Annotated in this window: 19 protein-coding genes, 1 tRNA gene and 1 pseudogene; 9 read left to right on the top strand and 12 right to left on the bottom strand. The window is 66.4% G+C overall.

Annotated elements, in window-relative coordinates; all coding sequences use genetic code 11:
* Nucleotides 1-3 precede the first annotated feature (3 nt).
* The 6 genes from HUA74_RS37990 (at nt 4) to HUA74_RS37965 (ending at nt 4,860) form a co-directional block, all read left to right on the top strand.
* Nucleotides 4-300: a hypothetical protein gene (locus tag HUA74_RS37990; protein WP_174458518.1), complete on the top strand. Its 297-nt coding sequence runs from the start codon at nt 4-6 to the stop codon at nt 298-300.
* A 3-nt stretch (nt 301-303) separates the two neighbouring features.
* Complete coding sequence (locus tag HUA74_RS37985; RefSeq protein ID WP_174458517.1) at nt 304-1,647, top strand: AgmX/PglI C-terminal domain-containing protein; 1,344 nt, start codon at nt 304-306, stop codon at nt 1,645-1,647.
* A 41-nt stretch (nt 1,648-1,688) separates the two neighbouring features.
* A complete protein-coding gene (locus tag HUA74_RS37980; protein WP_174458516.1) occupies nt 1,689-2,135 on the top strand; it encodes a cyclic nucleotide-binding domain-containing protein in 447 nt (148 codons plus the stop codon).
* 87 nt (nt 2,136-2,222) lie between these two features.
* Entirely contained in the window at nt 2,223-2,783 is a 561-nt protein-coding gene (locus HUA74_RS37975) for a hypothetical protein (RefSeq protein ID WP_174458515.1), read from the top strand.
* A gap of 150 nt (nt 2,784-2,933) precedes the next feature.
* Nucleotides 2,934-4,196 (top strand): hypothetical protein, encoded by a 1,263-nt coding sequence (locus HUA74_RS37970; protein ID WP_174458514.1) that lies wholly within the window; start codon nt 2,934-2,936, stop codon nt 4,194-4,196.
* Between the two features lie 49 nt (nt 4,197-4,245).
* Nucleotides 4,246-4,860, top strand: coding sequence for a polysaccharide biosynthesis/export family protein (locus HUA74_RS37965; RefSeq protein WP_174458513.1), 615 nt, complete (start codon nt 4,246-4,248; stop codon nt 4,858-4,860).
* Here the strand turns inward: HUA74_RS37965 and HUA74_RS37960 are convergent.
* The 6 genes from HUA74_RS37960 to HUA74_RS37935 form a co-directional block, all read right to left on the bottom strand.
* Nucleotides 4,857-5,684, bottom strand: a complete 828-nt coding sequence (locus tag HUA74_RS37960; protein WP_174458512.1) for an inositol monophosphatase family protein — start codon at nt 5,682-5,684, stop codon at nt 4,857-4,859. The genes HUA74_RS37965 and HUA74_RS37960 overlap by 4 nt on opposite strands.
* Before the next feature lie 17 nt (nt 5,685-5,701).
* Nucleotides 5,702-6,262, bottom strand: coding sequence for a TlpA disulfide reductase family protein (locus HUA74_RS37955; RefSeq protein ID WP_174458511.1), 561 nt, complete (start codon nt 6,260-6,262; stop codon nt 5,702-5,704).
* A gap of 1 nt (nt 6,263) precedes the next feature.
* Nucleotides 6,264-7,736: a UDP-N-acetylmuramate:L-alanyl-gamma-D-glutamyl-meso-diaminopimelate ligase gene (mpl, locus tag HUA74_RS37950; RefSeq protein WP_174458510.1), complete on the bottom strand. Its 1,473-nt coding sequence runs from the start codon at nt 7,734-7,736 to the stop codon at nt 6,264-6,266.
* Nucleotides 7,729-8,919 carry a serine hydrolase gene (locus HUA74_RS37945; protein ID WP_174458509.1) on the bottom strand — a complete coding sequence of 397 codons (1,191 nt, stop codon included), beginning with the start codon at nt 8,917-8,919 and terminating at the stop codon, nt 7,729-7,731. Before HUA74_RS37945 ends, mpl begins: the two co-directional genes overlap by 8 nt.
* Nucleotides 8,916-9,815, bottom strand: coding sequence for an LD-carboxypeptidase (locus tag HUA74_RS37940; RefSeq protein WP_174458508.1), 900 nt, complete (start codon nt 9,813-9,815; stop codon nt 8,916-8,918). Before HUA74_RS37940 ends, HUA74_RS37945 begins: the two co-directional genes overlap by 4 nt.
* A gap of 110 nt (nt 9,816-9,925) precedes the next feature.
* Nucleotides 9,926-11,068, bottom strand: coding sequence for an RsmB/NOP family class I SAM-dependent RNA methyltransferase (locus tag HUA74_RS37935; protein ID WP_371817373.1), 1,143 nt, complete (start codon nt 11,066-11,068; stop codon nt 9,926-9,928).
* Between the two features lie 193 nt (nt 11,069-11,261).
* Here HUA74_RS37935 and HUA74_RS37930 point away from each other — a divergent pair.
* Nucleotides 11,262-11,334 (top strand) — tRNA-Asn (locus HUA74_RS37930).
* Between the two features lie 892 nt (nt 11,335-12,226).
* Here the strand turns inward: HUA74_RS37930 and HUA74_RS37925 are convergent.
* Both HUA74_RS37925 and HUA74_RS37920 read right to left on the bottom strand, forming a co-directional pair.
* Entirely contained in the window at nt 12,227-12,883 is a 657-nt protein-coding gene (locus HUA74_RS37925; protein WP_174458507.1) for a hypothetical protein, read from the bottom strand.
* Between the two features lie 87 nt (nt 12,884-12,970).
* Nucleotides 12,971-13,417 carry a hypothetical protein gene (locus HUA74_RS37920; protein WP_174458506.1) on the bottom strand — a complete coding sequence of 149 codons (447 nt, stop codon included), beginning with the start codon at nt 13,415-13,417 and terminating at the stop codon, nt 12,971-12,973.
* Between the two features lie 91 nt (nt 13,418-13,508).
* On the opposite strand from HUA74_RS37920, the gene HUA74_RS37915 reads away from it, so the two are divergent.
* Nucleotides 13,509-14,288, top strand: a complete 780-nt coding sequence (locus tag HUA74_RS37915; RefSeq protein WP_174458505.1) for a helix-turn-helix transcriptional regulator — start codon at nt 13,509-13,511, stop codon at nt 14,286-14,288.
* A 336-nt stretch (nt 14,289-14,624) separates the two neighbouring features.
* On the opposite strand, the pseudogene HUA74_RS46960 reads toward HUA74_RS37915, so the two are convergent.
* Nucleotides 14,625-14,806, bottom strand: a pseudogene (locus tag HUA74_RS46960) (hypothetical protein); the annotation flags it as partial.
* Between the two features lie 78 nt (nt 14,807-14,884).
* Entirely contained in the window at nt 14,885-16,177 is a 1,293-nt protein-coding gene (locus HUA74_RS37910; RefSeq protein ID WP_174458504.1) for an NACHT domain-containing NTPase, read from the bottom strand.
* Between the two features lie 100 nt (nt 16,178-16,277).
* Here HUA74_RS37910 and HUA74_RS37905 point away from each other — a divergent pair, with 100 nt between their 5' ends.
* Complete coding sequence (locus HUA74_RS37905; protein WP_174458503.1) at nt 16,278-17,615, top strand: IS701 family transposase; 1,338 nt, start codon at nt 16,278-16,280, stop codon at nt 17,613-17,615.
* A gap of 7 nt (nt 17,616-17,622) precedes the next feature.
* Here HUA74_RS37905 and HUA74_RS37900 read toward each other — a convergent pair whose 3' ends face one another.
* On the bottom strand, nt 17,623-18,111 hold the full coding sequence (locus HUA74_RS37900; RefSeq protein ID WP_174458502.1) for an NACHT domain-containing NTPase: 489 nt from the start codon (nt 18,109-18,111) through the stop codon (nt 17,623-17,625).
* 1,122 nt (nt 18,112-19,233) lie between these two features.
* On the bottom strand, nt 19,234-20,718 hold the full coding sequence (locus HUA74_RS37895) for a hypothetical protein (protein ID WP_174458501.1): 1,485 nt from the start codon (nt 20,716-20,718) through the stop codon (nt 19,234-19,236).
* Nucleotides 20,719-20,949 lie beyond the last annotated feature (231 nt).

Below are 20,949 nucleotides of genomic sequence, written 5' to 3'. Positions count from 1 at the left end.
GCCATGCGCGCCACCTTCGCCCTCTTCGTGCTCCTCACCGCCGCGCCCGTGCTCGCGCAGGACGCTGGCAAGTCCGCCGCGCCCGGCACTGGCGGAGCCACGTCGAGCAGCGAAGCGGCGCCCGCGAAGAAGGCGCCTCGCAAGGTCATCCGCCTGGACGCGCTCACCGTCGAGGGCCGCATCCAGAAGCCCCAGGCTTTCTACATCCTCCCCCGCTCCAACCTGAGCTTCGACGACCTCAACCGCACGGAGAGCTTCGTGCCCAAGGTCGAGAAGAGCGTCGAGCAGGAGCCCTTCTAGGCCATGGCCGCCCCGTCATCTTCCAAGCTGCTCCGCGTCGGCCTCATCCAGAACGGCCAGATTGTCGAAGAGCACCACGTCCGGCGCGAGAGCGTCACCATCGGCCATGACGCGCGCAACACCATCGTCCTGCCCGCCTCGGACGACAGGCCCGCGCGCTTCAGCGTGTTCGAGAACCAGGGCCACCAGTTCCTGCTCGTCATCAACGAGTTCATGAAGGGTCGCGTCAACCTCGGCTCCTCCGACGTGGACTTCGACGCCCTGCGCTCCCAGGGGCTCGCCTCGCGCCGGGGCGACCTCTACGTCCTCCCCCTCCAGGAGACCGCTCGCGGCAAGGTGGAGCTGGGCGACGCCACCCTCTTCTTCCAGTTCGTCGCGCCCAAGGCCGAGGAAGCACGTCCGCTGATGCCCTCGGACATCCGCGTCAGCCGCTGGAAGACGATGGACCGCGTCTTCTTCGGCATCCTCGCCGCCTCGCTGCTCGTCCACTTCTCCGGCGCCGCCATCATCCTCTCCGCGGAGGCACCCAAGGAGCAGGAGCTGGCGTTGGATCAGCTCGATGACCGCTTCGTGCGCGCCATCATCCCCCAGCGCCCCATCGAGACCGCGAAGCCCGCCACGCCGGGCCCCGCAGAGACGCCGAAGGAAGACGTCAAGCCCCCCGAGCCGAAGGACGGCGCGGACAAGCCCGCGTCGGAGAAGCCCGCGGCCGCCGCCGCCGAGCGCCACGCGGAGATGGTGAAGAAGGTCTCCGACAAGGGCCTGTTGAAGATGCTCGGCTCCAAGGGCTCCGGCACCGGCGCGTTCCAGGACGTGCTGGGCAGCGCCAGCGGTGGCAGCGACATCGTCGCCGCGCTCCAGGGCGCTGGCGGCGTGGGCGTGGCCAACGAGGCCTCCGTCGGCAAGGGCAACGGCCCGCGCGGCGGTGGCACCGGCACCGTGACGGGCATCGGCGAGCTGGGCACCCAGGGCGGCGGCAAGGTGGACCTGGGCACGAAGAAGGAAGTCGAAGTGAAGGGCCGCGTGCAGGACGCGACGCCGGACGTCGACAGCTCCGACGTGGACCGCGACGCGCTCGCCCGCTACGTCCGCGCGCGCAAGGGCGCCATCCAGAGCTGCTACGAGAAGGAGCTCAAGCGAAACCCCAACCTCAAGGGCAAGGTGGTGGTGCGCTTCTCCATCACCCCGTCCGGCCGAGTGGGGGACTTCGAAATCGACGAGAACACCCTCGGCAGCGAGGCGGTGGCCAGTTGCATCCGCGCCGCCATCCGCGGCTGGGTGTTCCCGTTCAAACCCGAGTCCGCCGCCACCGTTTCCTACCCCTTCGTCTTCTCGCCGACGGGGTAGGCTCCGGCGCCGGTGTACCCAGCGCGGGCTCCGAGGGGACCATGGAGAAGCTGGCCGTCATCGCCGCCTCACCGCTGTTCGAGATGCTCTCTCCCGTGGAGCTGGACCGTCTGGCGGAGCTGGCCCGGACGCGCCACTGCGTCCCCGGCGAGGTCATCTTCCATGAAGGGGATTTGGGCGACAGCCTCTTCCTCGTCGTCGAAGGCCAGGTGGAAGTGGCCCGGAACGGCACGGATGGGTTGCCGCGCACCCTGGCCGTGCTGTCACCTCCCGAGTTCTTCGGGGAGATGGGCCTCATCGACAAGGACTACCGCTCCGCCACCGTGCGCGCGCGAACGCAGGCCCACCTGCTCCAGCTCACCGCAGGGGACCTGCGCGCCTTCCGCAACGAGTACGCCGACGGCTTCACCTTCGTCGTCGTCAATATCGCCCGAAGCCTGGCTGCTCGACTGCGTGAGGCCAATGCCCGCCTCTCCAGTAACCACTGAATAACTGGGGGTTCGTCGCGTTGACACCCCACCCCCCGCCTTCTACGCTTTGTTGCAATGGGAAGGGCCGGGAGAGCCGAGAGGCGTATGCGCACTGTCGGAATGGTCGCTGTGATCGTCGCCACGGGCGTGGCCGTCGCGCAGGGACCGGTGCCCTCGCCCCGGTCACCCGCCGCCACCACCACGCTGGAGAAGGCGAGTGAAGTGCCTGACTCGCAGAAGCTGGAGCGCAGCACCCAGGCCTTGAGTGTCATGCGAGACGTGCTTCGCCAGGTGCTCGGCAAGGTGGAAGAAGCGCGCCGCACCAAGGACGTGGTGAAGCTCAACTGCGCCAACGAGAAGCTCACGCAAATCAAGGGCCTGTTGCGCATCTCCGAGCAGGCGGACGTGTCGCTCCAGGAGTCCCTCACCCGGCGCGAGGTCTCCACCAGCGAGCACGAATACACCAAGGTGATGATCGCCCGGCAGAAGGTCGGCCAGCTGCGCTCGGAGGCCGAGGAGTGCATCGGTCAGCTCGCCTTCCGCACCGACGAGAACCTCTTCATCGAGGTGGAGGAGCCGGAGAACCTGCCTGGCGGTGACCCCACGCGCCCGCCTCCTCCCGACGACATCCTCGTGCGCCCGCCTCCCGCGAGCCCCATCAACTAGTCCCGTGCGCCCTCCGGCCCTCCGGGCGAGTCCAAGTCCCGTGTCGAACAATTCTTCGGCCCCTGAAATCGCGCGTGCTATGACGCCCCAGGCCGTCCGCATGAAAGGTGGGAGTGAGTACGCCCTCTCCCTGGGAAGCCACTGCGAGCCATGACGCTGAGAGGGACATTCTGGGGCACGGTCTGCGGGCTGGCGCTGATGGCGCCTGTCACCGTGGCCATGGCTCAGGACGGCATCTCCGCGCCGCCCACGGGTGGCAACGGCTTCAAGGTCGGCAACGGCCGGCTGCATCCGTACTTCGAGTTGGAGACGCGCCTGGACAGCGGCGTGGGCTACTTCGGCCGCGAGGGCCAGGAGTTCCCCGGTGGCGTGTCGCCGGACCTGTCGGGTGAGCTGGCGATGCACTTCCGGCCGGGCTTCCGGCTGGACATCCCCTCTCCCCGGCTGGCGTTCAACCTCAACGCCAACCTGGACTACGTGCTCTTCACGGGCCTGATGACGCAGGGCTCGAACGCGGCCTCGCACATGGAGGGCGCCGCGGACCTGCTGGCGCGCATCAACCCGGAGGCGCCGCTGTCGCTGGAGCTGTCGGACCAGTTCACGCGCTCGGACCGGACGCGCACGGCGGCCATCGGCGCGGGCATCCTCAGCCTCTACAACGAGGCCAAGGTGAAGGCTCCGTGGCGGCCGGGTGGTGGCGCGGTGGAGGTGACTCCGGGCGTGGCCTACGCGGTGGAGTTCTTCGAGCCGCTGGGCGCTTCGGCGCCGGCGGACTGCGGCGAAGGCGTGTGCGACCCCGTCGGCGCGGACCGCTTCAACTACGGCAACCTGCACCTGGGCCTGGAGAGCCGCTGGCGCTTCCTGCCGAAGACGGCGCTGGTGCTCGACACCGGCGTGGACGTGCGCCGCTACTTCAACGACGGGGGCCCCAACGCCACGCTGCTGCGCGCGTTGATCGGCGTGGCGGGCCTCGTGTCGCCCAAGGTCGCGGTGACAGCGAAGGTGGGCTGGGGGCAGAACTTCGGCGAGGCGGGCGGCGGGACGGTGCTCGGCCAGTTGGACGGCACGTACCTGTTCAGCCCCACGCTGACGTTCAAGGGCGGCTACCTGCGAATGCTGGAGCCGGTGGCTGCCTACGGCATGTTCCGGGACGACCGGGTCTCCGCCGAGGCGCGCGCGTTGCTGGGCGGCAAGCTGACCTTGCGCGCGATGGGCATGGTCGACTTCCTGAGCTTCTCCGGCAACCGTGGCGACACGGTGGTGACGGTGGACGCGGGGCCCGAGTACCAGTTCCGTCCGTGGCTCACCGGCGCCGCGGGCTACATGCTGAGCAACCGCTCGTCCTCCGTGGATGGCGGCGGCCTGAACTACACGCGCCACGAGGGGTATGCTCGCCTCTCGGTGACGTACTGAGCCCCCGCAGCGCCGGGGAAGCTTCCCCGCCCACGAGGTCTCCTCCCGGATGAGAACGCTCCGCCTCTGTCTCGCCCTGCTCCTGTCGGGAGCGCTGTCCGCGTGCTTCGGCTCGGCGCAGCGTCCTCCGCCCCCCACGCCCACGCCAGCGGCCGAGGCGGGTGAGGCCCGCTCCGGCGGAGGCACGCTAGGGCCCGGAGACGTGGTGGAGGTGCGCGTCTTCCAGGAGCCCGAGCACTCCGGGACGTGGCGCCTGTCGCCCGAGGGCACCATCGACTACCCGCTGTGCGGCAAGGTGCCGCTGCGCGGGACGACCCCCAGCACCGCGGCGGACACGCTGCGCGAGTGCCTTGCGCGCTACGTGCGCCGGCCGCAGGTGTCGGTGCTGATCCGCGAGTACAACTCGCACAAGGTCTTCGTCTTCGGCGAAGTGCAGAAGCCCGGCACCTTCCCGGTGGATGGAGAGATGTCCATCGTCCAGGCGATTACGCTCGCGGGCGGCTTCACCAAGCTGGCGGCGAAGAACAACACGCTGGTGACGCGCGTGGTGGACGGCCTGGAGCGCAAGATTCGCGTGCCCGTCGAGGACATCGGCGTGGGGCGCGAGAAGAACTTCATGCTTCAGCCCGGCGACATCGTCTTCGTGCCGGAGAGCTTCTTCTAGGGGCGCGGTGTCCAGCCCAGCTCGTCGATGAAGTGCCTGGCCTCGGCGAGCAGCACCGGGGCCAGCGCGGGCGCGGAGGCGATGACGTCACCGCGCATCACGCTGAACGGTGCGCCCGTGACATGGCGGATGACGCCTCCGGCCTCCTCCACGAGCAGCGAGCCCGCGGCGATATCCCAGGGCTTGAGGCCGAACTCGAAGAAGCCATCGAAGCGGCCCGCGGCCACATAGGCCAGGTCCATGGCCGCGCTGCCCGTGCGACGCATGCCCTGAGCGCGCAGGACGAAGCGGGTGAAGAGGCCCACCGGCCCCTCCGGCTTCTCGCGGACGTCGTAGGGAAAGCCCGTGCACAACAGCGCCCTGTCCAGCCTGTCCACGGTGCTGGCGCGCAGCGGGCGGCCATTGAGCGTGGCGCCCTCCCCTCGCGCGGCGGAGAACAGCTCATCCAGCATCGGGTCATACACGGCGCCGGCCAGCACGCCGCCAGGGCCCTCCACGGCGACGCTGACGCAGAAGTGCGGCACGCGGTGGGCGTAGTTGGTGGTGCCATCGAGCGGGTCCACCAGCCAGCGCAGGCCATCCGTGCCCGCCGTCGCGCCGCTCTCCTCCGCGAGGATGGCGTGGGTGGGGTGGCGCTCACGCAGGAAGGCGAGCAGCGCCTCCTCCGACGCGCGGTCCGCGTCCGTCACCAGGTCGATGCCACCCTTGAGCTCGATGATGCGCTCGCCCGGGAAACGGTCGGCGAGGATGCGGCCCGCGAGCCGAGCCCCCTCCTCCGCGGTGCGGCGCAGCTCGGCGGGAGTCTCCGGGGCGGTGTCAGCCATGACGTCTCCTGGGCGGGCTACGGTGCGGGCTCGGCCAGCAGCGCTTCGATTTCAGACTGGTACTTGGTGAGGAACTCCTCGTTGAAGCCCTCATGGACGTGGCGCACCACGCCGCGCTTGTCGATGAAGTACGTCGTGGGCATGCCGCGCACCTTCAGCGTGCGCTCGGCCACGCGGGCGTTCTCGTCAACGAGGACGGGCAGGCCCACCTTCACTTCCTTCAGGAACGGCTCAATCGCGCGCGCGTCCTCGTCCACGTTGAGCGCGTAGACCTTGAGGCCCTTGGCGCCGTACTCGCGCACGAGGTTCTCGTAGAAGGGCAGCGCGTCCCGACAGGGCTCGCACCAGGTGGCCCACACGTCGACCAGCACCACGCTGCCCCTGTCACTCACCAGGTCATACAGCTCGCCACCGGGGTAGCGCTTCACCTGGAAGACGAGCGGCTGCGTGGCGGAGACCTGCGTGCCCTGCTCCTCGGGGCCCCCGGGCACGGCGGGCGTGAGGGGCGGCATCGTGCTGCTGCGAGCACAGCCCGTGACGGACAGGACACCCAGGAGGACGGTGAGCGGGAGGCGCATGTCAGGCAGTCTCCCCCGAGCGGGCCTTCAAGGCCACGAGCAGCTTCTCGATGAACCCACCGAAGGCGCCGTTGCTCATCACGAGCAGCACGTCACCGGGGCGGGACTCGCGCGCCACCAGGTCCACCATGGCCTGCACGTCGGTGGAGCCCTCGGCGGTGATGCCCTGCGCCTGGAGGTCGGCCACCAGCTTGCGCACGTCGAGCTCCTCGCCGACGGGCACCTTGTCGTGCCGCTCCGGCACCTTGAGGCTGGCGCGGGCCGCGCCGGTGAAGGCGTGGGCGTAGTCCTCCTGGTGGATGTTGCGGCGGCTGGTGTTGGAGCGGGGCTCGAAGATGGCCCACAACCGACGCTCGGGGTATCGGTGGTGGATGGCGTCGATGGTCTCCCGCACGGCCGTCGGGTGGTGCGCGAAGTCGTCCACCACGAGGATTCCATTCGGCTCGCCGCGAGGCTCCTGCCGCCGCTTCACGCCCCGGAACGTGGACAGGCCCTTGGCGATTTCGTCGAAGGACAGGCCCAACCCGCGCGCGGCGGCGATGACGCTCAGCGCGTTCTCCACGTTGTGCAGGCCGCCCATGGGCAGCTCCACCGTGCCGAGCACCTGGCCGCGCTCCACCACCTGGAAGCGCGCGCCGTTGGCACCGAAGGAGACCCCGCGAGGGACGTAGTCCGCGTCCGCGCCCTCCTTCGCGACGTAGGTGACGACGCGGCCCTGGCAGCCATCGCGCGCGAGCTTCACGGCGTTCGGGTACGCGGCGCAGACGACGAGCTGCCCGTCCGCGGGGATGAGCCGGACGAACTTCTCGAACGTCGCCTCGTAGTGGGGCAAGTCGCGGAAGATGTCCGCGTGGTCGAACTCCACGCTGGTGAGGATGGCGGTGCGCGGACGGTAGTGGAGAAACTTGGAGCCCTTGTCCCAGTAGGCGGTGTCGTACTCGTCGCCCTCGACGACGAAGTGCGGCCCTTTGCCGACGCGGTAGTTGCCCGAGTAGTTCTGGGTGACGCCGCCCACGAGGAAGGACGGGTCCTTGCCCGCCTCGACGAGGACGTGGGCCATCATGGAGGACGTTGTCGTCTTGCCGTGGGTGCCGGCGACGACGACCGAGTGCGAGCGAGCGAGGAAGAGCGAGCCCAGGGCGGCGGGGAAGCTCATCTGCTTGAGGCCGCGCTCGCGGACGGCGGTGGCCTCGGGATTCACGCGGCGGATGACGTTGCCGATGATGACGAGGTCCGGCTTCGCGTCGTCCAGGTTCTCCGGACGGTAGGGCGAGGCGGCGGGGATGCCCCACGCCTTGAGCATGTCGCTCATGGGTGGGTAGACATTCTCGTCGCTGCCGGTGACTTCGTAGCCGGCGGCCTTGAGCATTCCAGCGAAGGAGCCCATGCCGGTGCCCGCCACGCCCACCAGGTGGACGCGGCGGACGCTGCCGGGCTCGAGGGTGTCGAGGACGTTACCGTTGTCGTCAGCCATGCGTTCCCTGCGAGATGGCGGTGAGGCCGAGCGCCTCCACGACGAAGTCATGGAAGACGGGTCGGAAGTCGCGGATGCGCAGCTCCTGGCGGCCGAGCGCCACGCGGTTGGTGACGAGCGCCACCACCAGCGAGCGACGCAGGTCCACCCAGAGACTCGTTCCGGTGAAGCCCAGGTGCCCGACGGCGCCCGGAGGTGAGTCGCCCACGAAGCGGCCCGCACTGGAGCCAACCTGGGACGGTGAGTCGAAGCCCATCGAGCGCGTGCTGCCTTGCACGAGCGCATCCGTGGCGAGCGAGCGGTGCCAGAGCGGGGCTGGCGCAATCACGGGGCTCGTCCCCGCGCAGCCATCGAGCACGGCCTGACCGAAGCGGGCCACGTCCACGGCGGTGCCGAAGAGGCCCGCGTGTCCGGCGACGCCGTCCATCACCCAGGCGTTGTCGTCGTCCACTTCACCCGGGCGCGTGGGCTGGGTGGGCACGTCCTTCCACAGCGTCTCCTGACCGGGCGCGGGCTCGCGGGGGCGCGTGGCTCCGGTGGGCGCGGGCACGGCGCCGGCGGGGAAGTCGGTGAGGCGGTGGAAGCGGGCGGAGAGGCCGAGCGGCTCGGCGACGTGGCGGGAGAAGAGCGTGTCGAGCGGGGCGCTGGCGGCGCGGGAGAGAATCTCGCCGAGGAGGATGAAGCCCACGTCGCTGTACGCGGTGCGCGTGCGAGGCGCGGCGGCGAGCGGCGTGGAGGCGGCGGCCTGGAGGACCTCGTCGCGGACGCGGGAGCGCGTGGCGGAGGGACAGGTGGCGTCGAGCAGCTCGGGGTGGGCGGTGAGTGCCTGGGCGAAGAACGGGACGAAGGGAGGCAGGCCGGAGCGGTGGTAGAGCAGGTCCGCGACGGTGGCGCCCGCGTCGCCCACGGGCGAGCCGGGGAAGTAGCGGGACACGAGGGTCTCGGGCCCCACCTTGCCTTCGGTCCACATGCGGAGGAACAGGGCGGTGGTGCTGATGACCTTCGTGAGCGAGGCGAGGTCGAAGCGCGTGTCGCCGGAGACTTTTCCCGCGACGCCGCCGAAGACCTGGACGCCCCGGTGGAGGACGACGGCCTGGGCGGCGGGGAAGACGCCGATGCCCACGGCCTCGTCGAGCAGCGTCTGGAGGACGGCGATGGGGTGTTGCTCAGGAGGGGCGCTCATGCGCGCACGGCTCCTTCGAGGAATGTGAGCCGGGCCGAGTCCGCGTCCAGGCGGACCTGCGTGCCGAGGGCCACGGGGTAGTTGAGGGCACCGTGGCCGATGGGGAAGCCCGCCGCGCAGGGGACGCCCGATTCACGCGCGAGGTCTCGGAGGACGTCGCCGCTGGTGTAGTCGGTGCCCCGCTCCTCGCAGGCGGTGAAGTCGCCGAGGACGATGCCGCGCACGCGGGAGAAGACACCGGCGAGGCGAAGCTGGGTCCACATGCGGTCGAGGCGGTAGGGGCGCTCGGTGACGTCCTCGAGGAGGAGCACGGCGCCGTCGAGCGGCGGCAGGTACGGGGTGCCCAGGAGGGTAGCGAAGACGGAGAGGTTGCCGCCGACGAGGTGGCCCTCGGCGGTGCCGGGGACGTAGGTGGCGGTGCCTGTCAGGGGGGGCGGAGCCTCGGGGGACTCGAGGAGGCGGAAGAAGTAGTCGCGGACCTCGGGAGGCTGCTTGCCGAGCTGGGTGAGGACGGGCCCGTGGATGGAGACGCGGCCGAGGACCTGGAGGGCGGCGTGGACGGAGGTGAGGTCGGAGAAGCCGGTGAAGAGGCTCGGCGCGGCATCGGCGAGGGGAAGGCGCGGGAGGAGCCGGGCGCTGCCGTAGCCACCGCGGGCGCAGAAGATGGCGCGAGCGGAGGAGTCGAGGAGGGCGTGGGAGAGCTCTTCGGCGCGGCGCGAGTCGTCACCGGCGAGGTAGCGCCAGGCGGAGCCGAGGTCGGGGCGGAGGACCGGGGAGTAGCGCTCGGCGATGACGGCGAGGCCGACGTCGAAGAGGGGGCGGTCGAAGGGCCCGGAGGGAGCGACGACGTGGACGGTGTCGCGGGGGCGGAGCGGGAGGGGCTTGAGCCAACGCACGGGCGCTTCATAGCACCGGGGGGACGGCGGGCATCCGGATTCGAGCCGGGAGCGTTGAGTACTCCCGGACGTCGGAACACGGACACTGCGGTCGCTCGAAGCCCCCTCCCCTACCCGGCCGAGCGCTCCAGGACGGCCGCGAAGAACGCGTCGGTGCCGTGACTGTGGGGGGCGACGAAGAGGAAGCCGTCGCGAAGGCAGGCGTCGGAGAGCCACCCCACGCCGGGACGGAGGAGGCGGTAGTCGGGCCGTGCCGCGAGGAAGGCGGAGACGACGTCCTCGTTCTCGGCGCGGTTCACGGTGCAGGTGGCGTAGACGAGCCGTCCGCCCGGGCGCACCAGGTCCGCGCCGCGCTGGAGGATGTCGAGCTGGAGCGGTGGGAAGTGGGCAAGGGCGTCGGGGGTGATGCGGAAGCGCTGGTCGGGGCCGCGGCGGAGGGAGCCCAGCTCCGAGCAGGGAGCGTCCACGAGGACGCGGTCGGCGCCGAGGCCCGTGGTGGGAGGGGTGCGGAGGACCTGGACGCGGGTGAGGCCGGCGCGGGAGGAGCGCTGGAGGAGTCGGTCGAGCCGCTCCGGGTCGGGGTCATGGGCGAAGAGGCGGCCGGAGTCGCGCATCGCAGCGCCGAGTTGGAGCGTCTTGCCCCCAGCGCCCGCGCACAGGTCGACCACGGTTTCACCGGGGAGGGCCTCCAGGAGGAGGCCGAGGAGCTGGCTGCCCTCGTCCTGGACCTCGAAGCGGCCTTCCTGGAGGGAGGGCAGCGCGTAGAGGTTGGGCCGGGGCCCGTCGATGTGGAGGGCGAGCGGGCTCCAAGGGCCCGGGTGGGTGGAGACGCCCTCGGAGCGGAGGCGCTCGGCGAGTTCCTCGCGGGAGGAGCGGAGCGGATTGACCCGGAGGGTGATGGGGCCGGGGACGTTGAGGTGGGCGCAGAAGGCATCGGCGTCGGGGCCGAGCTCGCGGGAAAAGTGGTCGGCGAGCCAGTCCGGGAGGGAGTAGCGGAGGGCGAGCGAGGGGGGCGGCGAGGGGTTCAGGGTGGGGACGCCCTCCCCTACCCCGGCGAGCGAGGCGGCCTCGGGAGCGGGGACGTGGGCGAGGCCATGGAGGAAGGCGAAGAGGAGGAGCGGGGGTGGAGCGTCGTCCTGGTCGAGGAGGAAGGCGAGGCGGCGGCGCCAGAGGCCGACGTTGAAGATGGCTTCCTTGAGGGCCTGGCGCTGGTCGCGGGAGAGGGAGCGATGAGCACGGAGGGTGCGATCCACGACGCGCTCAGCGGGGGAGCCGGCGAGCACGAGGGAGATGGCCTCGGATGAAACGGAGGCGAGCCCATCGAGGGCGGACCAGGGTGGCCCCTGGAGCCGGGAGAGCGGATCAAACGGGACAGTTGACAGAGGGGGCTCCGTTCTCTAGAAAGCGCGTCATCGCTGCGGCGCCGTTACCACAGCGAGGACATATTCCCCGATAGCTCAGCCGGTAGAGCGGGTGACTGTTAATCACTAGGTCCGAGGTTCGAGTCCTCGTCGGGGAGCTACTTGAAAGGCCCTACCAGCTGGTAGGGCCTTTTTTGTTTAACAAGGGCCTCGCGATGACATCGCGGGGCCTTCGTGCTTAAGCCGCTGAATCCCAAGGGATTTTGGCTCGCGGTGCTGAAGAGGGCGCTCTCGGCTCTCCACCCCGCAGAGCGAGATGCCCCGTCTCCTCCGCCGCCGATTGGGCTCTCTGGACCGCTCTTTCACCCGTTTGGGGGAGAGAGAGGCCGAGAGTGGTTAACAGTTTTGTTAACCACCACGGGCAGCCGATTCTGACAATCCAGGGCTTTCGATGTCGCACCTTCCAGGGTTGCGTCATTTCCCCTTTTCAGAATGACAATCGGGCCATCTGTTAAGCAAGAGAGCGCAGCGCGGCTAGCATTTACCGGGTACTCACGACTTCGTCGCGCGGCGCAGATTCTCCAAGACAGCCATCAGACTGTCTCGGCGGCGCTTCTCGACTGGCACAGCCCTGTCCCCGCCCTGCGCCCCTCCAAGCGGGGCGCGTGCCCTCAAATGGGATGATTCCGGACCGAGAAAGACAGCCCGGAGGCACGCCCGCGATTTGCCGCCCCCTGTGCTGAGCCGTCCAGGGGCCCACGGAGAACTCTTCCGTGACCGACCCACGGCGGCTCCACGGCTCTGCCGAGTCGGGACTGCGGTGCCGCCCGCGCGGGGTGGCGCGTGAACTAGCACCGGCCGCGTGGGCTGTACCCATCACCTTCGGCTACGCCGGCCGGCATGGGACTGCTGCCACCAGGACGGAATGCGCGAGCACGCTTCGTGGACTCGAACTCGAAACCCAGCGCCAGGCGGCGCTGCCAGCCCGCCTCATTGGGCGGCGAATTGCGGCCATCATTGTGGGCGGCGGAGAGGGCGTCCACAGTCCCTTCAGGGCGACAGATTCACTCCATCCCGTGCGAGGTAGGCCACCGCCTCGATTTCTCCTAGCCGCCCCGGAGTGCCCGTGAGCACTGCCATGAACGGCCCAGCCCACGTGGTCGCGTCATCAATCAGGCCGTCACGAACGAATCTCTGGAAGGCGTCCTGGGTCGGATGGGACATCTGGAGTCGGCACATAGAGCTGCGGCACTCGAGGGACACGACGCGTGCGCCCCGAGGCAGTAGTGCGCCGAGCCTCTCCGCGCGCTGCGTGGCGTCGCGGCTCCATGCAGGGTCCACTTCTTCACTGAAGAAGCGCGCTTCCATCCGTGCGACAACCTCGTCCTGTGTCGGCTCCGGCAGGACCGCTGCCGTGCCCTCCGAGGAGAATCCTGCGTCGGGCGGACTCATGGCCACGGAATTCCCGTCCAGTGCTGTGGGCGTGTCCACGCGCGGCCCCACAGCCCGAGCCGCAACCTGAACCTCATGCGCCAGCCGCTCGGAGCGGGCGACTGAAGCCTCAAGCTCTCGAACCTGCGTCTTCAATTGCTGCAGCTCTGTGGTGTCGCGCGCACCGACCTCCATTGTCTTCACGTCGCCCGCGCCAGTGAGCCAGTACACGCCGTAGGAAAGCAGCCCCGCAAACAGGACTGCGCAGACCCGCACCCAATTTCTTACCATACCACATGAACCAGGGTGCCCACGAGTACGCGAACACCCCGCCCCGAGAGTTAATAAAGCATCCGGTTTCTGCTAGGCATTGTGGTCAACAACGTTGACTTGGCCACCCGGGTCGAGGTGACAGTTGACGAACAGGTATCCATAGCCAGGCACATAGGCGTCGGTCAGCGTGATGACCTGCGCCGAGCCGAAGGCGGGGAGCCACCTGCGGGCGCCGCCCCAGAAGACGGTTGCCTCACGATTCACCCCAACCGCCATGCAGCCTACGTTTTTCGAGGGTGTGGCGCCAATGGCGGTGACGAACACCGTCTTGCGGTTGGCGCTGTCGGACGTCAGGGGAATCTCGAAGCTCCTCCGGGTCGAACAGCCGTTGGACATGGTGCTCCCGTTCATAAGGAAACACGAACTGTCGCTCCAGAAGACGGCCTTGCCGCTGCTCGCTGGAGTGGAGCGGGCCATCACCGCGAATGGAAGGATGACAATCATCATGAGGGCAACCTGCTTGAGCTGACGTTTCATGCGCTTCTCTCCTTGGGAGTGGGACATCGCGTGAAAATAATCGTCAGGGTACTTATGGATCACAACTCGCTGAAATTAGGGAGGCGGTCCGATGAGCGACGGAGTCCTTCGAAGCCCGCAGGTTCGAGCCTTGGTTCGTCTGGTCAACGAAGCGCATGAACTGCCCCGCCAGCAGGATGCGCGCTCCCGGCATCTACTCTCCGGCATGTGTCGCATTCTTGGCGCGGACACGGGGACCTGTGTCCTGGAGCATGACTTCAGGCCGGATGGGCGCGGTGGTTTCACTCCCATCGCCCTGGAGGGCTGGGGCGGCAGTGCGCGGTCGGCGCTCGAAGGGATGCAGGAATTAGGGAGCGCAAGCAATCCGGCCATCCGTTGGCTGATGGATCACCCCGCCGTGCCAGGGGGCATCATCACGGCGATGCGACAGGAGCTCGTCGACGATAATGTTTGGTATTGCGCACCCTATGTCGAGCAATATCTGCGTCCGACGGACCTCGATGACTTGGTGCTCTCGTGTCGGTGGTCCGAGCTACCGGGGGTGGTGCAAGGCATTTGCCTTCATCGTGGGCGGGGGGGACGCCCCTTCGACGCCGCGGACCGAGAGCTGCTGCACCTGTTCCATGCCGAGTGTGGGCCCCTGCTGGGGCTGGCACCCAGGGCGGCAGCGATCCGGGACGTCAGGCTCGCACCGCGCGAACGACAGACACTGGAGTTGCTCCTCCGGGGACTGGGTGACAAAGAGATCGCGGCCGAACTGGGTATCAGCCGGTTCACCGTGAATCAGTACACGAAGGCTATCTACCGGCGCTTCGGTGTTCGCTCCCGGACCGCGCTCATCGCGGGGATGCTTGGCGGCGGAAGGGGATGAACTGCAGCGCCTCGGTCGCCAACTCTCGACTCTGAAAGACAGGGACACCATCCTCGGTCCCAGGCATCCAGAACATACCGGCACGCTCCCCGGCAGCAGTCTGCGCCTCGATGACGTGGTACTCGTAGCCCTCCGGAGGAAGGACGTCTGGCACGCGCAGCAACCGGTCCGCGATCAGCTTCACAGCTACTTCGTCCGGCTCTACCCCAGATATGGCGTCTCCAACTCACTGGATGCGTCGGGATGAAACGTACCGATTGCGAAGCCGCAGATAGCGTCCCGACGGCAACAGACCATGGATCGTTCACTTCTGCGCAAGTGCACCCGTGCAGCTTCTCAGGGCCGGTACCGCTCCGCCTCATGGAAGAGCTGCGTAAGCGAGTACTCCAGCAGCGACTGGCGGGACTACATGTACCGGCGGGCCCGGAGGAAGGGCAGCCAGACGCGCTTGTCCACCCGCACCTGGAACTCTTCCATCTTCTGCCGCGCACCGACGCCCCATCCAACCGCCGCACCATCCCCGAGAGCGGTATCTATCGCACGGTGGAATTCTCGTAACGAGTCGTCAACGCATAGAGGCGCTTCAACTCTACACGTCATTTCCGGGGTCGCCTATCCGAAGAAGTAGTCGTCACTAGGCGCTGAGGAGCAATGAGCAGCCTGCCACAAATCTCATCCCACGACGCCCGACTTAGGCTTGCGGCAGAATCCCGACACTCCAGAATCAACCTGCAAACATAAAAATACTCATCAAGCCCGGACTGTTCCCCAGACCATTCTCGCAGCTCCCCAGGAATCTCAAGCACATCAGCATAAACATCCCGAAAAGAACCCCAAACCATCAAGGCATCTGAAGGACTAGCAATCGCCAAGGCCTTAGCTTTGAGCATACGAAGCTCTGAAGCCGCCCATCCCCATTTCCCACACAACACGCCGCCTTGCCCCTGAGCATTAAAAAAGGCCAGCATCCTGTCGACATAACCAGGCAGCCTCAAACTATCCACGACATCACCAAAACCCTTCTCGCCCGCCACAATACAACCAACAAATGAATCAGTATCGAGGAGTTCCTGAAGCCCCCCATCCAGGCCAAAAACAAGCGAACGCGCACGCAAGCGATCGTACAGGCGTTCGCGATCCACGATACGCATCAAGCTGCGGGCCCGATCCACAACAGTCTCCCTCTCGAGAGCATCCACAACGGCCGAAAGTGCAGCATAGTCGCGAAGCACAACAATCGCGTATGCACGGCGAGCCGCAGTCCGCATCTCATCATCCACTCCTACAGCCCGTCCGCTCGCCCAACGAATTATCCGACCCAATGCAGGTTCGGCAACAATTCGCTCGGCTCCTTTCGCCATTTGATTCAACAAAGAATCAGCCTTACCCACCAAACCAGCCAACAGCACAAATACTTCACGCCAACGCTCGTCCTTCAAGCCTTGCCCGACAAGCACATCAATCTTGCCATTCTGCTCAAACCACACCGCAGTAAGATACTCCTGCAACGTAAGATGAGAGAACGAAAATCTGTCGTGGGCGCGTTGAACAATCAACCCCTGCTGCACTTCGATCGCGTCCAAGACCTGATCTCCGCTCAACATTCGCGGAGCTTTCATTTCCTCTTGAAGGAATTTCGCGACCACCTCAGCCAACTCCTGGCGGCTAAAGAAATACCGTCCCTCGCGAAATGCCGGAGCTGCGATCTCCGCAAGCATCGCAATTTCGAGCCGAAAATGAAGATCTCGATAAACCGGCGCATCATGAACGCGCTTCTGAGCAGCCCATCTATATAGCAATATCTCTAAGGCCTGCCTGAACAACTCGCTGCGATTCGGCGGGAGCCGGGCCGAGTCATCAAATGCAAGACAAAGAAACGTCAACAACAAGGGAGTGCTAGCCAATTCATGTGCCGACCTATTTGCAGGCTGATTAATGCGACCTGGTCACTTCAAGAATGCGTGAGGGTGGGCGAAGTGTTCCCCCTGCATGACGCCGAAGCAGTTGAAGCGACTGGAGGGAGAGCTGGCGAGCTTCCTTGAGTCGATGTTCTCGGGCCTGGGCCGGGTAGAACGGCGACGGGCGATGGACTGGTATGTGAAGGGCCTTCTGCTTGAGGGCGAGCGCAAGAGCATCGACCCGATGGCAGGTCGGCTGGTGGAGGAGGCTGGCGATAAGGAGGCCATGCGCCAGCGCCTCCAACAATGCGTCAGTGGCAGCGCCTGGGCGGACGAGGAGGTCAGACGCCGACTGGCACTGAAGCTGGAGGCGGACCTGCCTGGAATTGAAGCCCTTGTACTGGATGACACGGGCTTTCCGAAAAAGGGCAAGCACTCCGTGGGCGTGGCCCGGCAGTACTCAGGCACGTTGGGCCGCACCGACAACTGCCAGGTCGCAGTCAGCTTGCATCTGGCGGGTGAGAAGGGCAGCGGCTGTCTCGGAATGCAGCTGTACCTGCCGGCGGAATGGACTTCCGACACCCCGCGCATGCGGAAGGCGGGTGTGCCAGAGGACGTGGCATTCAAGACGAAGCACGACATCGCCCTGGAGCTGATTGGGCGTGCGTTGGACTGGGGAGTGAAGCCGCGGTTGTTCCTCGCGGACTGCGGATATGGAAACGACGTCAAGTTCCGCGAGGAACTCACGCGACGGGGACTGCCGTACATCGTCGGCATTCGAGGAGACTCGGTGGTCTGGCCTCCCGGATTCGAGCCTCCACCCATTCCCCCGAAGCCCGCGGGAATGAGCGGGCCTGTGCGCTCACGCTACCGTTATGGAGAAGCGAAGCCGGTGGCTGTCGAGAAACTTGCCGCAGGGCTGCCCAAAGCCTCCTGGAAGCATGTCAACTGGCGCGAAGGCGCCAAGGGAATGCAGCGCTCCCGCTTCGCAGCCCTGCGCATCCGCATTGCCCATGGACACTCGGTGGGGCTGGCCCCGGGCGATGAGCAGTGGCTGATTAGCGAATGGCTCAGCCATGAGAAGAGCCCCACCAAATTCCATCTCTCCACGTTGCCGGCCGCCACCCCTCTCAAGCAGTTGGTGCGCCTCACCAAGCTGCGCTGGCGCGTCGAGCGTGACTATCAGGAACTGAAGGGAGAAGTCGGCCTTGACCACTTCGAAGGGCGCACGTGGCGTGGCTTCCATCACCACACCACTCTCTGTGCCGTGGCCCACGGCTTCCTCGCGCTCCGTCGGGCGCTTTTCCCCCCGGAGCCGAGTGCACTGGACGCTGCCAATGGTGAGGCGCGTGATTCAGCCTCTGCTGCTCCAGCAGATTGGCACCTGCCCGCTCTGCAACAGGGCCATCAACCCCAGAGCGCCGCCTGAGCAGCCCTCACGGATGTGACCAAGTCGTATTAAGATTCCTCAGCATTTCACCAGCCGTATCTTGCTTACGGTCTTTCGCGGAGCGAAACCAGCCTCGCACAAAAGCAGATATCTGATCATCGTCAAATTCCGCAAGAAGGACATCGGAAAATCGGTGCAGGTAATTCTTATAAAACGCAGTACGACACGACAATACAAACCGATTCCGGGCATATCGATCGACGAAGTCCTTAATATGCGCTATCGCCGCGTCCAACCTATCTCCTGGTATCTCGTCCACTCCATCCAAGAGAACAAGCAAACTGCCCTTCCTAAGGAGGGCCTCAACTAATGCCTCCGTTCCCGGCAAACCACATATATCGAACTCATTTCGAATCTGACGAACAAGATCAATCTCCTCGCTCCGAAATCGCCTCAGTTCGATCAGCACTGGCAACTGCTCGTGCGCATACTCACTATAGTCGGAACTTGCCAATCCTGCCTTCAGCCCAAGCATCCTCCGCGTCTCGTCACCCCAAGTTTTTCGCGGAAGCAAGGCTTCGAGACCTAGTCGACGAAGGAACGTAGATTTGCCTGCCCCAGGGGCACCTAGCACGTTCAGAAACTGCTCTTCATTGGCGAGTTCCAGACAGCCTCGCCTTGGATTTCCCACCCCCCCTGAGCAAGACGTTTCCTTCCGCCGGTTTGGAATTGCCGCTGAAGCTCCTCTATTGATCGGAAACTATGAATCACGCTGGGCGACACGACCTGAGCGGATACATATATCTCCCGAAGAGGAATTGGCTCGGGCATACTCAGGACCTTCATCTCCCCGTACCGCTCAACGAACTGCCGGGCATACTCCCGCATTCCCCGCTGAACAGTATTTTGATCAACAAGCAAGCTTCCGATGCTCTTCACAGCTCCACTTACAAGCTGAAAGGCCGTGACGGCCCCTAGTTCAAGAAATTGGTCCTCGACAGCTCCATTCATAACACCACCAATTCAGTCGCCATTTGGCGCCAAGTTGCCGAACTTTTCTCACACCATCCCAAGAAGGCCCGAACAATCTAGCACTCCTGACTTCCTCCGGAGTACTCGTGTGCCTACCCAAGATTCAGTCGCTGCGTCATGGGAGCGTCAAGGCTGCGTCAGGCAGCACGTCAAGGCGAGTGAGCGACACGCCAGTGCGCCCACCACCATGAGGTGGACAGTTGAGTGGATACCAGCAGGGGCAGAACTCAGCCCCCAGGCGGGCTGACGCTGAGAGAGAGTCTACCGTACGCGCCGCAGCTGAGCGCCAGCCGACACCTGTGCCTACCCAAAATTCAGTCGCTGCGTCATGAGTGCGTCAAGGCTGCGTCAAAACGCGAGTCATGACGTGAGCGATGCGCATGACGAGCCGCTGGGTCCTCCCTTCCGTTTGATAGAGGCCGGGAATACGCCGGGCTCAGACGCCTCAACACCTCTCTGCCTGCGTGTGGACACTCCTGTGCCTACCCAAAACTCGGTCGATGCAGCATGAGTGCGTCAAGACCCCGTCAAGCAGCGCGTCAAGGCGAGCGAGCGAGTCGCGCGCCGTCATCGTTTTTCCTGGGTCGGCAATGCGCGAGGCGGGCTCGTGGCACTCGACTGCGGCTCAGTGAACCAGGTGCTGGCCGGTTCCCGAGTGGAGTAGGACCCGCGCCATTGCCGCGGCGACCAGGTTTCCCCCAGGCGCCATGGCCTCGTGGAGCATCCTGTCCCGGTCCGCCGAAGGCGCGGCATCGGCCGCGGACTCGATCAGCAGACGCGAGCGGATGTCTGACTCCTCCGCCTGCGCCAACCCCACCTCGAGCGCCGCCCGTGCCTCGTCCTTCCGGTCGAGCGCCGTGAGCTGCCGGCTCAGTTGCAGTTGAAGCTCGGGCACTCCCGGTGCCTCGCCGATGGCCTGGCGCGTGAGTCGCAACCGGTCCTCCGCGCCCAGGTTCGGAAGCTCGAGCGTACGCATCACGGTGAAGGCCAGGTACGGAATTCTTCCGGCGGCAATTCCAGCGGCCAGCCAGCGCTCGGCGCGACACCGGTACCAGCCCGGCGCAAGCGCCTCCACCTCGTCGTACCAGGACACGGCCTCGCTCGCGCGATGGAGGAGGAGGAGCGTGACGGCCCCTTCGTAGCGGGGCTCAGGCGAGTAGGCGTCGATACGCCGTGCCTCCTCGAAGAGCGCAAGCGCCTCCTCGTAGCGGCCCTGCCCGCCCAGCTCACGGCCTCGCTCGACCAGGGCCGTGGTGCGCGCGAGGTCGAGTCGATTGCGGCAGAAGATGAATTGCAGCTTCCCCTCAATGAGCGCGGGCAGCTCGTCCAGTTCGAGGGTGACGCTGTCGAGTTCTGCCACCACCCGATTGAGCGGCTCACCGGCCCGGACGATTTCGGCAACCTTCCGGATGCGGCGGGCCCGCGAATCCTGGCCCACCCGCTCCAGCGCCACCGCGAGTTCCATGGCCACGCCTGCAGCATCCACTCCCTGTCCCAGGTAGCGGTGCGCCTCGAAGCTGTTTTCCAGGTAGGCGACGACGCCCTCGTCGTCACCGGCCCTCCGGCACAGGTCAATCGCCTGCCGGAAGAGCGGAAGCGAGGTCTCCGCCCGGCCCTCCTGGAAATGACACGCAGCCATCTGCCCGAAGGTCATGGCCTTCATGGTCTCGGCGCTTCCTCCCGACAGGCCCTGGATTCGCTCCGCCTCGGGAGTGAGCAGAGATAGCGCACCTTCGAAGTCCAGCCCGCGCATGAGCGTGTTGGCGCGCTCCCGTGTCTCCTGCCAGCGCACGATGGGGTTATCGGCGGGAGTCCCCATCATCCGCTGGAACATTTCGGGCCGGTTCCGAGTCTCCGCGAGGCACTGAGCGATGCCGATGAGCCCCTGGCCATAGCGCTGGAGGTGTGTCGGCTCCTTGCGGACGCTCTCGGGAACCGTCAACCAGGCAGGGTAGTGCTCGAGGAGCAGGGCTTCGTGCTCGGCACAGAGCCGGATGAGCGCGGCGTCATTCTGTGATTGCACAGCATCGAAGAGCAGCTCGCGCACAGCCTCGGGCGAGGTGGGTGCCGGCCTGCCCGCGCGACCGAAGAGACGATTGAAAAGGCCCATGAAGCAAGGATACGCGAGCGAGACCGTTTCACGACACTCCGATGCACTTCTTTCCTACCCGTGCCGACCCAACCTCGGCCGCTGCGTCCTGAGCGCGTCACGGCGGTCGTGTCCCTATAAGTGTGTAGTCGGCGAGCAGGGATGAGCGTGAAAGAGGGAAGCTCCTCGGTGAAACCAACCGAGACGGTCTCCCCCTGGCAGGGGAGCCGAGGAGTTCCCGCCGTGGACGAT

Origin of the sequence: Myxococcus sp. CA051A, from assembly GCF_013336705.1 — a bacterium.
GTDB lineage: Bacteria > Myxococcota > Myxococcia > Myxococcales > Myxococcaceae > Myxococcus > Myxococcus llanfairpwllgwyngyllgogerychwyrndrobwllllantysiliogogogochensis.
Note: the sequence above shows the minus strand (reverse complement) of the source record. Positions and strands in the feature narration are given on the sequence as shown.

What these genes read in the sequence shown, in the direction of transcription:
- HUA74_RS37900 (WP_174458502.1), bottom strand. Translation starts at nt 18,111, where the DNA reads ATGCTTGGGCTGAAGGCAGGATTGGCAAGTTCCGACTATAGTGAGTAT.
- HUA74_RS37980 (WP_174458516.1), top strand. Translation starts at nt 1,689, where the DNA reads ATGGAGAAGCTGGCCGTCATCGCCGCCTCACCGCTGTTCGAGATGCTC.
- HUA74_RS37905 (WP_174458503.1), top strand. Translation starts at nt 16,278, where the DNA reads ATGACGCCGAAGCAGTTGAAGCGACTGGAGGGAGAGCTGGCGAGCTTC.
- HUA74_RS37915 (WP_174458505.1), top strand. Translation starts at nt 13,509, where the DNA reads ATGAGCGACGGAGTCCTTCGAAGCCCGCAGGTTCGAGCCTTGGTTCGT.
- HUA74_RS37990 (WP_174458518.1), top strand. Translation starts at nt 4, where the DNA reads ATGCGCGCCACCTTCGCCCTCTTCGTGCTCCTCACCGCCGCGCCCGTG.
- HUA74_RS37970 (WP_174458514.1), top strand. Translation starts at nt 2,934, where the DNA reads ATGACGCTGAGAGGGACATTCTGGGGCACGGTCTGCGGGCTGGCGCTG.
- HUA74_RS37960 (WP_174458512.1), bottom strand. Translation starts at nt 5,684, where the DNA reads ATGGCTGACACCGCCCCGGAGACTCCCGCCGAGCTGCGCCGCACCGCG.
- HUA74_RS37975 (WP_174458515.1), top strand. Translation starts at nt 2,223, where the DNA reads ATGCGCACTGTCGGAATGGTCGCTGTGATCGTCGCCACGGGCGTGGCC.
- HUA74_RS37985 (WP_174458517.1), top strand. Translation starts at nt 304, where the DNA reads ATGGCCGCCCCGTCATCTTCCAAGCTGCTCCGCGTCGGCCTCATCCAG.
- HUA74_RS37920 (WP_174458506.1), bottom strand. Translation starts at nt 13,417, where the DNA reads ATGAAACGTCAGCTCAAGCAGGTTGCCCTCATGATGATTGTCATCCTT.
- HUA74_RS37895 (WP_174458501.1), bottom strand. Translation starts at nt 20,718, where the DNA reads ATGGGCCTTTTCAATCGTCTCTTCGGTCGCGCGGGCAGGCCGGCACCC.
- mpl (WP_174458510.1), bottom strand. Translation starts at nt 7,736, where the DNA reads ATGGCTGACGACAACGGTAACGTCCTCGACACCCTCGAGCCCGGCAGC.
- HUA74_RS37945 (WP_174458509.1), bottom strand. Translation starts at nt 8,919, where the DNA reads ATGAGCGCCCCTCCTGAGCAACACCCCATCGCCGTCCTCCAGACGCTG.
- HUA74_RS37965 (WP_174458513.1), top strand. Translation starts at nt 4,246, where the DNA reads ATGAGAACGCTCCGCCTCTGTCTCGCCCTGCTCCTGTCGGGAGCGCTG.
- HUA74_RS37955 (WP_174458511.1), bottom strand. Translation starts at nt 6,262, where the DNA reads ATGCGCCTCCCGCTCACCGTCCTCCTGGGTGTCCTGTCCGTCACGGGC.